Below are 12,753 nucleotides of genomic sequence, written 5' to 3'. Positions count from 1 at the left end.
GCAGTCAAACGCGAAACGCTCTCTCACTTCCCGGCCGTATGACCGTTGGAAGTGAGAGTGTCCCTATGTTTTTCGTCAAGCGGTTTTGGGTGTTGGGGGTTGGTAGAGGGTGCCGTCGCGGAGCATGGCGTAGAGGGTGTCGCAGCGTCGTCGTGCGAGGGCGATGAGTGCTTGGTTGTGGCGTTTTCCTTCGGCTCGTTTGCGTTCGTAGTATGCCCGGGACGGTGGGTCGTGGAGCGCAGCGAATGCGGAGAGGAACAGGGTTCGTTTGAGGACTTTGTTGCCTTTTCTTGAGGAATGGTCGCCGCGGATGGAGGACCCGGATCGCCAGGTGACGGGGGCCAGCCCGGCGTAAGAGGCCAGGTGCCCGGCGGTGGGGAACTCTTTCCCGGCGACTTCGGTGAGGATTCGTGCGGCGGTCCTGATGCCCACGGCCGGCAGAGACATCAGGACCGGGTGAAGAGGGTGGGCCTCCACGAGAGCTTCGACCTGGGTGAGGACCGTGGCGCGGCTTTCGTGGAGCCCGGCGAGCATGGCCGCGAGCTGGGGCAGCACGATGGTCGCGGCGTTCGTTCCTACGACAGTGACTGTTTGCCGGCCCAAGGCCTCGATGATGTCATCGGCAAGACGTTCACCCATCCGCGGCGCGAGTTTGCTCAGCCGGGTCCCGATCCGGCGCCGGCCCGCGTGACGGAGCGCTTCAGGGGTAGGCCAGGTCCGCAGCAGGTCATGCACCGCCGGGTGGTCCATGTAGGGTCCCAGCACCCTTTCCAGAGCTGGGTGGATCTGGGTGAGCAGCCCACGGATCCGGTTCGAAGTCGCCGTGGCCTGCTTGGCCAGATCCTCGTCGAACCCGCAAAGCATGCTCAGCTCAGCGAGCTGCTCATCGACCAACTGAACCGAGCGCAGGGCATGCGGCATGGTCCTGGCGGCCTCGGCGATGATGAACGCGTCCCGGGCATCGGTCTTCGCCTCTCCGGGGTGAAGATCCGCGATCCGGCGCATCGCCAGCCCCGGCAGGTAGCCGACCAGCACCCCGGCGGCCTGGGCAACCGCTACCGGCAACGCGCCGATAGTCGCTGGCTGGTCAACGACCAGCAACACACGTCCGGCGTCCACAAGTTCGGCGATGATTTCCCGGATTTTGGCTTCATCGTTGGGCAGCGCCCGGTCCAGTAATTTCCTGCCGGCCCGATCCACGGCAACGGCATGATGGACGCCCTTGCCAACATCCAGCCCAATAAACACCTCGACACCGTCGTGGTTCGTGATCATCTGGCACCTCCAGTCGTAGTCAACTACCTCCACTGGCCCACCATCGGTGTCAGGACCCGGCACCCACGTTACGCACGACGTTCCCGAACTGTCCTGCCCCTATCAGCGGTCTCCCGGCACCTACCAACCCCGGTGACAACACTCTCAAGATCATCGACTGACAGAGCGTCACAATCATGCCGGGATCAGCAGGCCAGCACACCCATATCCTGCACCAGGAAACAGGCTACGAAAAAGGTAACGAGCGTTTCTCTTTAAGCCGGATGAGGTGGGAGGGCGTGCGGGCCCTACGCGGTGGCCAACCCCTCAACCGGAGACAGACGTGCAGCGCGTCGGGCCGGGATCACGGATGCGAGGAGTCCGGCCACCACGGCCACCCCAAAGACCGCCGCCAGCTGCAGCCACGGCACGGCGGGCACAACTGTCGCCACGCCGCCCAGGGTTGCCTGCGCCCCCAGCCATCCGTAGACGACGCCCATGCCCGCACCCATGATGGCGGCCACGCCTGCTACGAGCACTGCCTCGATGGCCAGCATTCCGCGCAGCTGGCCCTTGGTGAGTCCCAGCGCCCTGAGGAGCGAGTTCTCCCTGGTCCGTTCAAGGACCGAAAGCGATAACGTGTTGGCCACGCCGATCAACGCGATCACCACCGCGACACCAAGCAGCCCGGTGACCACCAGCAGGAGCACGTCAATGATGCTGTTGAACGTCACCCGCTCGATCGCGGCCCCGCTGACAGTACGCTCCTGAACGCCCAAGGCTGCTGCGACTTCCTTCTGGATAGCCTGCACCCGGTCCGTGGACACAGAATCGTCCAGTTTCACCCACACCATGGCAGGGGTTTCCGGCAACGGGGCGGCGGAGATGCTGGTGCTTTCTACGAAGGCCGGGACGTGGCGGGTCCGCAAAACCTTCGCGTCGAGTGAAACGCTGCCGGCCGCCGTCGTGATCGTGGCGGGCCCCTTCGGAGAATCTTCAGGAAGGTACACGGTGCCCGGGGCCGGCTTCAGGTTGTTGTCGCGGAGCACGGATGCAGCATCAGCGGCGGAGAGGCCGTAGATCGTCGTGCCGCCGTCAGGGGTGGTGGTGTCGCTCAGTGTTCCCACAGGCTGGAGCAGGACCGCGGCGCTGACGCCGTCGAGGGTCCTGATCCTTTCCAAAGCCTGGTTGGGCTCGCCCGGGCCGTCCACTGCTGACTGCGTGGACAGGTCCACGGGATAGTTCTCTGCCAAGGTGTCGTTGAACGCCTGCCTCGAGGTCGCTGCGCCGGTCATCATCAGGGACACAAGCGTGACGCCGATCAGAAGCGCAGCCGCGGTAGCCGAGGTCCGAGCGGGGTTGCGGGCGGCGTTGACGGCGGCAAGCTTGCCCGGGACGCCAGCCGGAGCGGCCAGGCGACCGGCCACTGCAACGACTGTGGGGATGAACAGGGTGGAGCAGAGCAGGATCCCTACGAACGAGGCGGCACCACCCAGCAGTGCCACCCCCAGTGACACGTTCACGCTGCCGTACACCAGCAGCGCGGTTCCTCCGGCCAAGGCCACCAGGCCCAGGACCAGCCGGACCTTGCCGCGTTTGTTCCGGACGGAGGCGTCATCGCTGGGCCGCAAGGCGGCAAGGGGTGCGACGGCGGTGGCCGCCTTGGCGGGCACCAGCGCAGCGACTACGGTCAACAATGTTCCGGCAACAAGGCCGGCAACAATAGCCGACGGCGGTACAGCCAACGTCGCGAAGGCCTGCTCAGGCTGGGACCTTGCCCATGCAATCAACCCGGTCATCAGGCCGGTCGCGGCAAGGACGCCCAGCACCGAGGAAAGGAAGCCGACCACCAGGGCCTCAAGCATGACTGATCCGCGGATCTGTGCCCGGCCGGCGCCGAGGCACCGCAGGAGTGCCAGCTCCCTGGTCCGTTGGGCCACCAGCACGGAGAAAGTATTGGCCACCACCAACGTCGAGACAAGGATGGCTACGCCGGCGAACGCAAGCAGCACCACGGTCAGTTGGTCCTGTCCTGCGCTGAGCATGGCCACCGTGGACGTAACCTTCTCCTGTGCCGTTTCCAGCACGGGCTCAACGGCCCCCGCAGCTTCCATTCGATGGGTGATGTACTCCTTGGCGGCGGCGACATCCTCCCCGGACTTGAGCGAGAACTGCACCCCGGTGAACCCGGCCCCGGCATCCTGGACCGCGTTGAGGACCGATTCGGACGCTACCAACTGCGCCGCCGATGACGAGAAGGGGTCATTCGTGGCCTGGGTCAGGCCCGTGATGGTCACTGTGGCATTCTTGACAGGTCCGGGCCCGTGCAGCTCGAGTGTGCTCCCAACGGCGAGGCCCAGATGTTCAGCCGTCTTGACGTCAATAACAGCCTCCGAAGCCTTGACCGGCATGGATCCGGACGACAGGACCGCGCCTTCAAGCGACGCGGGGGCTGCATTTCGCAGCCGCCCGTATTGCTCGCCGCCGCCGGCCTCGAACGTGACATAAGTGGAACGTTCGGCGTAGCTATCATCCACTGCGGGGGAGGACACGGCTGCATCCACTGCGGCCTGGGTGAACGCTTCACCGTTCTTTGACGTAGCAACGAGGTCAGCGTTGCGATAGGCCTCTCCTATGCTGGCGCCCAGGGACGCATTCGTGCTTGCACCCACCATCAGCGTGGCGGAGAGGAACATCACGGACAGCATCACAGCCAGTCCGATGGCGACGAACCGCCGGAAATGCGTCGTCACTTGGGAAAGGGCAACACGCAACATGCCTCAGGCCCCCAGCTTGCCGAGGGCGGCCAGGACGGAATCTGCCGTGGGATCGTGAATCTCGCCCACCAGGCCGCCGTCGCTCATCAACACCACGCGGTCGGCGTAGCTGGCGGCCACGGGATCGTGGGTGACCATGATGATGGTTTGGCCCATTTCCTGGCTGCTTCGACGGAGCAGCGCAAGGACTTCGCCGCCGGCCTTGGAATCGAGGTTGCCGGTGGGCTCATCGCCAAACACGACGTCGGGACGCGTCAGCAGCGCGCGGGCTACGGCCACGCGCTGCTGCTGACCCCCGGAAAGCTCATGGGGTCGGTGCTTCAGGCGGTCCTTCAGGCCGAGGGTACTGACAACGGTATCCAGCCATCCGGCGTCGGCGGTGGTTCCCGCCAAGGCAAGCGGAAGCGTGATGTTCTGCTCGGCCGTCAAGGTGGGCACCAAGTTGAACGCCTGGAAGACGAAGCCGATCCGCTCCCGGCGAAGGGCGGTGAGCTGGCGATCGTTCAGCCCCGTCAAATCCGTGCCGCCCAGCACAATCCGTCCGGAATCCGCGGTATCAAGCCCGGCGAGGCAATGCATCAGGGTGGACTTTCCCGAACCGGAGGGCCCCATGATCGCGGTGAACTTCCCGGCATCGAAGCTCACCGACACTTCGTTCAGGGCCGTCACGCGGGTATCGGCCCGTCCGTAACTCTTGGACAGGGTGAAGGCCTCGACGGCGGGACGCGCCTGGTCGGCGTCCGATCCCGTGGGGTGGTCGGTTCCTGACGGATGGGGGAGAGGCGTGAATGTTGTCATGGTTCCACGCTATGTTTTGGTGCGTCACACCGGGATCGGGCCTGGGGTCCATTATCTGGCAGGGGTGCTCATACCGTGGTCTGAGCTCTCAGATCCCCGGCGCCACAATCCCTGTCTCGTACGCAATCACCACTACCTGCACACGGTCCCGGGCGCCAAGCTTGGCCAGGATGTGGCCCACATGGGTCTTCACTGTTGCCTCGGATAGGAAAAGGCCCGCCGCAATCTCGGGATTCGACTGTCCCTGCGCGATCAGTTGGAACACTTCACGCTCGCGGGTCGTCAGCCGCTCTACGGCAGCGGCGTGCTCGCTCTGTTCAGGGGTCTGCGTCCGCAGCAGCGGCGCCACATGGTCAAGCAAACGCCGGGTGGTGGAGGGAGCGATCACGGCGTCCCCACGGTAAACGGTCCGGATTGCTTCAAGGAGTTCTTCGGGTGGCGCATCCTTCAGGAGGAATCCGCTGGCGCCGGCCTGGATAGCAGCCAGGGCGTACTCATCGAGATCGAACGTGGTCAGGACGACGATTTTGATGTCCGCGCGTTGGGATCCAGAAGGTTGCGCCGCTGCCTGTTCCAGGATGCGGCGGGTTGCCTCGATGCCATCCATCCCGGGCATACGAACATCCATTAGGACCACATCGGCAGCGGTGGCGGCAAGGGCCTGGACAGCCTCGATCCCGTTTCCCGCCTCGGCGACCACTTCAAGGTCGGGCTGTGAATTGATCAGCATGCCAAAGCCCGAACGGACCAAATGCTGGTCATCAACGAGTGCGACCCTGATGGGCGCAGGAACTTCTGGCATGGCTTAGGCCTCCGAGTAGGGGATAAAAGCGGACACACGGAAACCGCCGCCCTGTTCCGGACCTGCGGTCAAGGAACCATCGTAGAGGGAGACCCGCTCTCCCATTCCCCGCAAACCGTTGCCGCCACCGGCTGCTGGCGGATCCGCAGCGGCGCCGCGGCCGTCGTCGACGATATCCAGTTGAAGTCCACGTGCCTGCCATGTCAGGGTGACGCCCGCCGTCGCCCTTGGTCCAGCATGCTTCATGACGTTGGTGAGGGCTTCCTGGATGATCCGGTAGGCAGTGAGTTCCGCGCCAGCGGGGAGGGCCCGGCGGGGGACACCACTCTGTTCGAAAGCCACCTGCAAGGTAGCGGCTCGGAAGCCGAGGAGCAGTTCGTCCAGGTCGGACAGCCGGGGTTGCGGGCGCGTGGGGGAGTCGTCATCGGAGCGGAGGACCCCCAGGAGCCGTCGCATCTCACCCAGCGAGTCCCTGCCTGTCGCGGCAATGGTTGCCAGCGCTTCGGTAGCGAGCTCGGGCTTCGCGGCGGCTGCATAACGGGCGCCGTCCGCCTGGGTGATGATCACTGAGAGTGAGTGGGCCACGATGTCGTGCATTTCCCGGGCGATATGGGAGCGTTCGTCGGCGGCGGCCAGTTTCCGCTCCTGGACCTGTTCCACTTCCATCCGCCGTGTCCGGTCCTCGAGGGCCTGAAGTTGGAGCCGGCGTACCCGGGTCAGATCGCCCAGGGTCCAGCTCACCAGGACCAGCATCCAAATCAGGACCGTGTAGAGCGCTCCGATGGTGAGCCCCATGATCCCCGACTCGGCAGTACTGGAGTATTCGCGAGTAGTCAGCATGATGCCACCCAGCATGCCGGCCACCAGCACCGTGCGGCTCGCCCAGGCCGGCCCGTAGGCTGCGGTTGCATAGATGACAAGCGGGACTGCGATCTGGCCCGCCACCGGTTCGGCGCCTACTGCCCACTGAATAAGGCATACAAGAATGACGACGCCGGCCGCCACAGCCGGGCGCGTCCGCCGCCAGGCCAGCGGAAGCAGGAGGCTGCACGAAAGGACAAAGAGCCCGGGCCGGGAGGCGAGCAGGTAGACCGGACCGAAAAGGAGTATCAGCAGCGAGGTGGCCGTCATATCCACTGTGAAGCGGTTGATGCGGAACCATTCGTAAACTGCGTGCCTTCTATCCACGCTTAGACTCTATGCGCTTGTTCCCTGCCCGGACATCATGCCGTGGTCTGACTTCGCGCTGTTGCGTGTTCGCAGAATGAGACGATTTTGACCAGCATGTGGATTGCTTGGCTAGATAGAGCTATGAGTGCAACGTCCATCAATCTCGCTGTCATCCCTGGCGACGGCATTGGCCCAGAGGTCATCGCCGAAGCCGTCAAGGTCCTCGAAAAGGCTGTCGCCGTGGAGGGCGTCGCCCTTGAGCTGACCAACTACAAGCTCGGTGCCCAGCACTGGTTGGAGACCGGCGAGACCCTTCCGGACGAGGTCCTGGCGGACCTGCGCACGCGCGACGCCATTCTTTTCGGCGCAGTGGGTGCGGCCCCCGGCGATACGCGAATCCCCTCCGGCATCATCGAACGCGAGATGCTGCTCAAGCTCCGCTTCAGCCTGGACCACTACGTGAACCTGCGCCCGTCCCGTCTGTACGGAACAGTCGGCAGCCCTTTGGCGAACCCCGGCACCATCGACTTCATCGTGGTCCGCGAAGGTACCGAGGGTCCTTATGTCGGCAACGGCGGCACGCTGCGTGGCGGCACCCCGCACGAGGTCGCAACCGAGGTTTCGCTCAATACCGCCCATGGCGTTGAGCGCGTGGTGCGCGATGCGTTCCGCCGCGCCAGCGAGCGTCCGCGCAAGCACGTCACACTCGTCCATAAGCACAATGTCCTGGTTTACGCCGGGCACCTGTGGAAGCGGACCGTCGAGGCCGTGGCCCAGGAATTCCCCGAGGTCACCCACGATTACCTGCACATCGATGCTGCCACCATTTTCATGGTGACCGACCCCTCCCGCTTTGATGTCATCGTCACCGACAACCTGTTCGGCGACATCCTTACCGACCTCGCTGCTGCCATTACCGGTGGCATCGGCCTGGCGGCATCGGGCAATATCAACATGGACCGCACAGCGCCGTCCATGTTTGAACCCGTCCACGGCTCCGCTCCGGACATCGCCGGTCAGCAGAAAGCCGATCCCACCGCGGCCATCCTCTCCGCAGTGCTTCTCCTGGACCACCTTGGCTACACCACGGCGGCCCGCAAGATCGAGGCGGCAGTGATCGCCGACGTCGAGAGCCGCACCGGCGAGCCACGCAGCACAGCTGCCATTGGCGACGCTATCGCGGCCGCACTTTAGGCCCAATTCTCAGGCGTAAGCTTGTCTTGAATTATTTACCTGCTTCCCTGGTCCATCGCTGAACCACACCCTTTGGGACCCGGTTCACCCTGCCAGGTAGCTGACTGTGGAGGAAACATGACTCAGACTGCCCATGGCGTCGAATTCAGCCAGCAGCTTTCGGAAACACCGAAATCTGCTGAGGAGCGTGCAGCCGTCCTGGCGAACCCAGGCTTCGGCGACTACTTCACCGACCACACCGCCGTCGTCGACTACAAAGTTGACGCCGATGGCAATGGCGGTTGGCAGAATGCCCGGATCGAGCCTTACGGACCCATTTCCCTGGACCCCTCGGCTGCTGTCCTGCATTACGGCCAGGAAATCTTCGAGGGCCTCAAGGCCTACCGCCACGCTGACGGCTCCGTCTGGACGTTCCGCCCCGAAGCCAACGCTGCGCGCCTGAACAAGTCGGCCCGCCGCCTTGCCCTTCCGGAACTTCCGGAGGAGTACTTCCTCGGCGCCATCCGCGAACTCGTGCAGGCTGACAAGGGATGGGTTCCTTCCGGCGACGGCGAAGCCCTTTACCTGCGTCCGTTCATGATCGCTACCGAGGCGTTCCTGGGTGTGCGTGCCGCCCGCGAAGTATCCTTCCGCGTCATCGCTTCTCCCGCCGGCAACTACTTCGGCGGCGAACTCAAGCCGGTCTCCATCTGGATCTCCCGTGAATACGCACGCGCGGGCCGCGGCGGTACGGGCGCAGCGAAGTGCGGTGGCAACTACGCAGCCTCCTTGATCGCACAGCAGGAAGCCGAAGCGAACGGTTGCAAGCAGGTCTTGTTCCTGGACCACTTCAACGACGACGCCGTGGAAGAACTCGGCGGCATGAACGTCTTCTTCGTCATGAAGGACGGCTCGCTTGTCACTCCCGCGCTCAGCGGCACCATCCTGGAAGGCGTTACCCGGATGTCCGTCATCCAGGTGGCCAAGGACATGGGCCGCGAAGTCACCGAGCGCAAGATCACCCTTGATGAGTGGCGTGATGGCGTTGCCTCCGGCGAGATCACCGAGGTCTTCGCTTGCGGCACCGCGGCTGTGATCACACCGATCGGTGTCCTCAAGGACGCAACGGAATTCATCGGCTCCGAAGACGCCAAGGCGGGCGAGACCACCATGGCTATCCGCGAGCAGCTCCTGGGCATCCAGACCGGAACCGTCGAGGACCGACACGGCTGGCTGACGCGCCTGGTCTAAGTCTCAGTATTTCCTGCCACAACCGAAACGCACGACGGCGGTCCTTTCCCTTGGTGGCAAGCGGAAGGGCCGCCGTTCTGCGTCGGGATGCGCTCTCACCTCTCGCGGCTTTCTTGTGACCGCTCTCTCACCTCCTGTCGGAGGCGCTCTAATCGGCGACGGCGGCACTACAGCCGGGTGACGGCGTCGGGCCTTTTGAGGGTGGTTGCTGAGAGGGGGATGGCTGGATGGGGGTGATTGGTGAGAGAGCATCGCATCGGTGCCAAGATGGGACAGTGACTTCTGAATCAATAGCGACCTCCAACGACTCTTCCCTGCAGCGCAGCAGTGACCTCACCCGCTTCCGTTTGGCCCCGAACCCAGGACCGATGAGCCTGGACGGCACCAATTCCTACGTCATCGGAGCCCCGGGATCGGGCCACGTGGCTGTAGTTGACCCGGGTCCGGAAGACGAACAGCACCTGGCGGAGTTGGCGGCGGCCGGCGCAGTGGACGTCGTGCTCATCACGCACCGGCACGCAGACCACACGGAAGCCTCCGCGCGCTTCCACGAACTAACGGGAGCCCCGGTCCGGGCTGTATCCCCGGAACACTGCCATGGCGGCGAGCCCCTCCACGATGGCGAAGTCCTGAACGCAGGCGGCATCGAAATCCGCGTCGTGGCAACCCCGGGCCACACCTCCGACTCAGTGTGCTTCCATCTCCCCGCCGACGGTCCCCATGGCTCAGTACTGACGGGGGACACCATCCTGGGCCGCGGCACCACGGTGCTGGACTACCCGGACGGCAGGCTGGGCGACTACCTTGCCAGCTTGGACCGCTTGGAAGCGCTCGGCCCCGCAACGCTCCTCCCAGCCCATGGACCCGTGCTTCCAGCCCTGGACGCGAAATGCCGTGAATACCGCGAACACCGGGAACAACGGCTTGATCAAATCAGGGCGGCACTGAACCAGTTGGGCGCGGACGCCTCGATCCCTGCGGTCACCGATGCCGTCTATCCCGACGTCGACCCCTCCGTCAGGTGGGCCGCTGAGACTTCGGTTGCGGCCCAAGTGGATTACCTCCGGAGCTAAGCCCGGACGGTAGGCTTGAGCCCATGCGTATCGCCCGGTTTGTAGTTGATTCTGATCCCCTTTACGGCGTTGTCGAAGGTGAGCCCGGCAGTGAGGAAATCACTGTCATCAATGGTGACCCGTTCTTCAACGGCGTCGAACGTACCCATGTGAAGCACAAGCTCGAGGACGTGCGGCTCCTGGCGCCCATCATTCCCCGCAGCAAGGTGATTGGTGTCGGCCGGAACTTCGCCGAGCACGCAGCGGAACTGGGAAATGAAGTTCCCCAGCAGCCGTTGTTGTTCCTGAAGCCCAATACTTCGGTGATCGGGCCGAACGACCCCATCATCCTTCCCGAGTTCTCGGAGGAAGTCTCCTTCGAAGCCGAGCTGTGCGTGGTCATTGGCCGCATCTGCAAGGACGTCCCCGAAGAACGGGCGGACGACGTCATCTTCGGCTATACCTGTGGCAATGACCTCACTGCCCGCGATGTGCAGAAAACGGACCTTCAATGGGCCCGTGCCAAGGGCTTCGACACCTCTGCGCCGCTGGGTCCGTGGATCGAAACCGAACTCGACCACGAGGACCTCTCCATCCAAGGCCGCCTCAACGGTGAACTCCGCCAGGACGGCAGCACCAACCAGATGATCCGAGGCGTACGCGAACTCGTCTCGATCGTTTCGCATGCCTTCACCCTCCTTCCGGGTGACGTCATCATGACCGGCACCCCGGCCGGTGTTGGCCTGGTCAGCGAGGGCGACCGCTTCGAAGTGGAGATTGAGGGCATCGGCCGCCTCTCCAACCCGGTGGTTCGCCGCTAGGCTCCCGGCTAAACCTCAAAATGCCAAACGCCGACGGCGGCACGCGCCTTTCACACGAAAGGTAAGTGCCGCCGTCGAGCACTTTCGACCGGGAAACCCAAGCTACGCCAAGCGGTAAAGTTGGAACCACTATGACTACTGCTTCTGCGTCGAACGCTGCCCCCAGCGCCATCCCTGCCGTTAACGCCGAGACTCCGGTCCGCGTCCGTTTTTGCCCGTCACCGACGGGAACACCGCACGTTGGCCTGATCCGCACCGCCCTGTTCAACTGGGCCTATGCGCGCCACACCGGTGGAAAGTTGATCTTCCGCATCGAGGACACGGACTCTGCCCGTGACAGCGAGGAGAGCTACCACCAGCTTCTGGATGCGCTCAAGTGGCTCGGCATCAACTGGGATGAGGGCGTGGAGGTTGGCGGACCGCACGAGCCTTACCGCCAGTCGCAGCGGGGCGACATCTACCAGGACGTCATCGCCAAGCTCAAGGCCGGAGGACACGTTTACGAGTCCTACTCCACGCCTGATGAGATCGAAGCCCGCCACAAGGCTGCCGGCCGCGACCCGAAGCTGGGCTACGACGGCTTCGACCGCCACCTGACGGAGGAGCTGCTGGCACAGTTCAAGGCCGAAGGCCGCGAGGCCGTCCTGCGTCTGCGCATGCCGGACGAGGACCTCACGTTCAACGACCTCGTCCGCGGCGAGATCACCTTCAAAGCCGGCTCCGTCCCCGACTTTGCCGTGGTCCGCGCAAACGGTGCCCCGCTCTACACCCTGGTGAACCCGGTGGATGACGCGTTGATGGGTATCACCCACGTCCTGCGCGGCGAGGACCTGCTGAGCTCCACCCCGCGCCAGATCGCACTGTACCGCGCGCTCTACGCCATCGGTGTGGCCGAGTACATGCCGGAGTTCGGCCACCTGCCGTATGTCATGGGCCAGGGCAACAAGAAGCTTTCCAAGCGTGACCCGGAGTCCAGCCTGTTCCTGCACCGCGAACGTGGGTTCATTCCCGAGGGCCTGCTCAATTACCTCTCGCTGCTGGGCTGGTCCCTGAGCGCGGATGAGGACATCTTCACGGTGGAGCAGCTCGTGGCGAACTTCGACATCCACGATGTCCTGGGCAACCCTGCCCGCTTCGACATCAAGAAGGCCGAAGCCATCAATGGAACCCACGTCCGGATGCTCGCGCCGGAAGACTTCAAAGAGCGGTTGGTCCCGTACCTTCGTACAGCAGGTTTCGTAGGTGAGATCCTCACTCCGCGGCAGGAAGAGATCCTCGCAGAGGCAGCCCCGCTGGTCCAGGAACGCATCACCCTTCTGGGCGAGGCTCCCGAGATGCTGGCCTTCCTGTTCAAGGCCGACGACGCGATCGACGTTGCCGATGACGCGCGTAAGGGCCTGCCGGCCAACCTTGAGGAAGTCCTTGACGCTGCCCTGGCGGCCCTGGAGCCCATCGAAGAATGGACGGCCGAGAACATCCAGAGCGCCCTGAAGCAGGCGCTGGTCGAGGACCTGGGCATCAAGCCGCGTGCAGCGTTCGGGCCTGTCCGCACCGCCATCTCGGGCCGCCGCATTTCCCCGCCGTTGTTTGAGTCCATGGTGATCCTGGGTAAGGACTCGTCCCTGGGCCGCGTTCGCGCGTTCCGCGGCTAAGAG

10 protein-coding genes are annotated in these 12,753 nt (G+C 64.1%); 5 read left to right on the top strand and 5 right to left on the bottom strand.

Annotation, left to right across the window (positions count from 1 at the left end):
* Positions 1-75: 75 nt before the first annotated feature.
* The 5 genes from J3D46_RS18850 to J3D46_RS18830 all read right to left on the bottom strand — a co-directional run bounded on the left by J3D46_RS18850 (position 76) and on the right by J3D46_RS18830 (position 6,819).
* On the bottom strand, positions 76-1,275 hold the full coding sequence (locus J3D46_RS18850) for an IS110 family transposase (RefSeq protein WP_231339521.1): 1,200 nt from the start codon (positions 1,273-1,275) through the stop codon (positions 76-78).
* Positions 1,276-1,562: 287 nt separating this feature from the next.
* Positions 1,563-4,007, bottom strand: a complete 2,445-nt coding sequence (locus J3D46_RS18845; RefSeq protein ID WP_253468476.1) for an ABC transporter permease — start codon at positions 4,005-4,007, stop codon at positions 1,563-1,565.
* 27 nt (positions 4,008-4,034) lie between these two features.
* Positions 4,035-4,829: an ABC transporter ATP-binding protein gene (locus tag J3D46_RS18840; RefSeq protein WP_231339957.1), complete on the bottom strand. Its 795-nt coding sequence runs from the start codon at positions 4,827-4,829 to the stop codon at positions 4,035-4,037.
* An 88-nt stretch (positions 4,830-4,917) separates the two neighbouring features.
* Positions 4,918-5,631 carry a response regulator transcription factor gene (locus J3D46_RS18835; protein ID WP_231339956.1) on the bottom strand — a complete coding sequence of 238 codons (714 nt, stop codon included), beginning with the start codon at positions 5,629-5,631 and terminating at the stop codon, positions 4,918-4,920.
* Between the two features lie 3 nt (positions 5,632-5,634).
* Positions 5,635-6,819 carry a sensor histidine kinase gene (locus J3D46_RS18830; protein WP_231339955.1) on the bottom strand — a complete coding sequence of 395 codons (1,185 nt, stop codon included), beginning with the start codon at positions 6,817-6,819 and terminating at the stop codon, positions 5,635-5,637.
* A 123-nt stretch (positions 6,820-6,942) separates the two neighbouring features.
* Here J3D46_RS18830 and J3D46_RS18825 point away from each other — a divergent pair, with 123 nt between their 5' ends.
* From J3D46_RS18825 to gltX, 5 genes are all read left to right on the top strand, one after another.
* The gene (locus J3D46_RS18825; protein ID WP_231339954.1) at positions 6,943-7,995 is read left to right on the top strand and encodes a 3-isopropylmalate dehydrogenase; all 1,053 of its coding nucleotides are present in this window, start codon (positions 6,943-6,945) and stop codon (positions 7,993-7,995) included.
* A 117-nt stretch (positions 7,996-8,112) separates the two neighbouring features.
* Complete coding sequence (locus J3D46_RS18820; RefSeq protein ID WP_231339953.1) at positions 8,113-9,225, top strand: branched-chain amino acid aminotransferase; 1,113 nt, start codon at positions 8,113-8,115, stop codon at positions 9,223-9,225.
* A 275-nt stretch (positions 9,226-9,500) separates the two neighbouring features.
* Positions 9,501-10,298 (top strand): MBL fold metallo-hydrolase, encoded by a 798-nt coding sequence (locus J3D46_RS18815; RefSeq protein ID WP_253468474.1) that lies wholly within the window; start codon positions 9,501-9,503, stop codon positions 10,296-10,298.
* A 23-nt stretch (positions 10,299-10,321) separates the two neighbouring features.
* Positions 10,322-11,098 carry a fumarylacetoacetate hydrolase family protein gene (locus tag J3D46_RS18810; RefSeq protein WP_090818840.1) on the top strand — a complete coding sequence of 259 codons (777 nt, stop codon included), beginning with the start codon at positions 10,322-10,324 and terminating at the stop codon, positions 11,096-11,098.
* Positions 11,099-11,229: 131 nt separating this feature from the next.
* On the top strand, positions 11,230-12,750 hold the full coding sequence (gene gltX, locus J3D46_RS18805) for a glutamate--tRNA ligase (protein WP_253468472.1): 1,521 nt from the start codon (positions 11,230-11,232) through the stop codon (positions 12,748-12,750).
* The last annotated feature ends 3 nt before the right edge of the window (positions 12,751-12,753 follow it).

This window comes from Paenarthrobacter sp. A20 (assembly GCF_024168825.1).
Lineage (GTDB): Bacteria > Actinomycetota > Actinomycetes > Actinomycetales > Micrococcaceae > Arthrobacter.
Note: the sequence above shows the minus strand (reverse complement) of the source record. Positions and strands in the feature narration are given on the sequence as shown.

Bases quoted from the DNA above. Each gene is read 5' to 3' on its own strand.
- J3D46_RS18820 (WP_231339953.1), top strand. From the start codon at position 8,113: ATGACTCAGACTGCCCATGGCGTCGAATTCAGCCAGCAGCTTTCGGAA.
- J3D46_RS18835 (WP_231339956.1), bottom strand. From the start codon at position 5,631: ATGCCAGAAGTTCCTGCGCCCATCAGGGTCGCACTCGTTGATGACCAG.
- J3D46_RS18810 (WP_090818840.1), top strand. From the start codon at position 10,322: ATGCGTATCGCCCGGTTTGTAGTTGATTCTGATCCCCTTTACGGCGTT.
- J3D46_RS18850 (WP_231339521.1), bottom strand. From the start codon at position 1,275: ATGATCACGAACCACGACGGTGTCGAGGTGTTTATTGGGCTGGATGTT.
- gltX (WP_253468472.1), top strand. From the start codon at position 11,230: ATGACTACTGCTTCTGCGTCGAACGCTGCCCCCAGCGCCATCCCTGCC.
- J3D46_RS18840 (WP_231339957.1), bottom strand. From the start codon at position 4,829: ATGACAACATTCACGCCTCTCCCCCATCCGTCAGGAACCGACCACCCC.
- J3D46_RS18825 (WP_231339954.1), top strand. From the start codon at position 6,943: ATGAGTGCAACGTCCATCAATCTCGCTGTCATCCCTGGCGACGGCATT.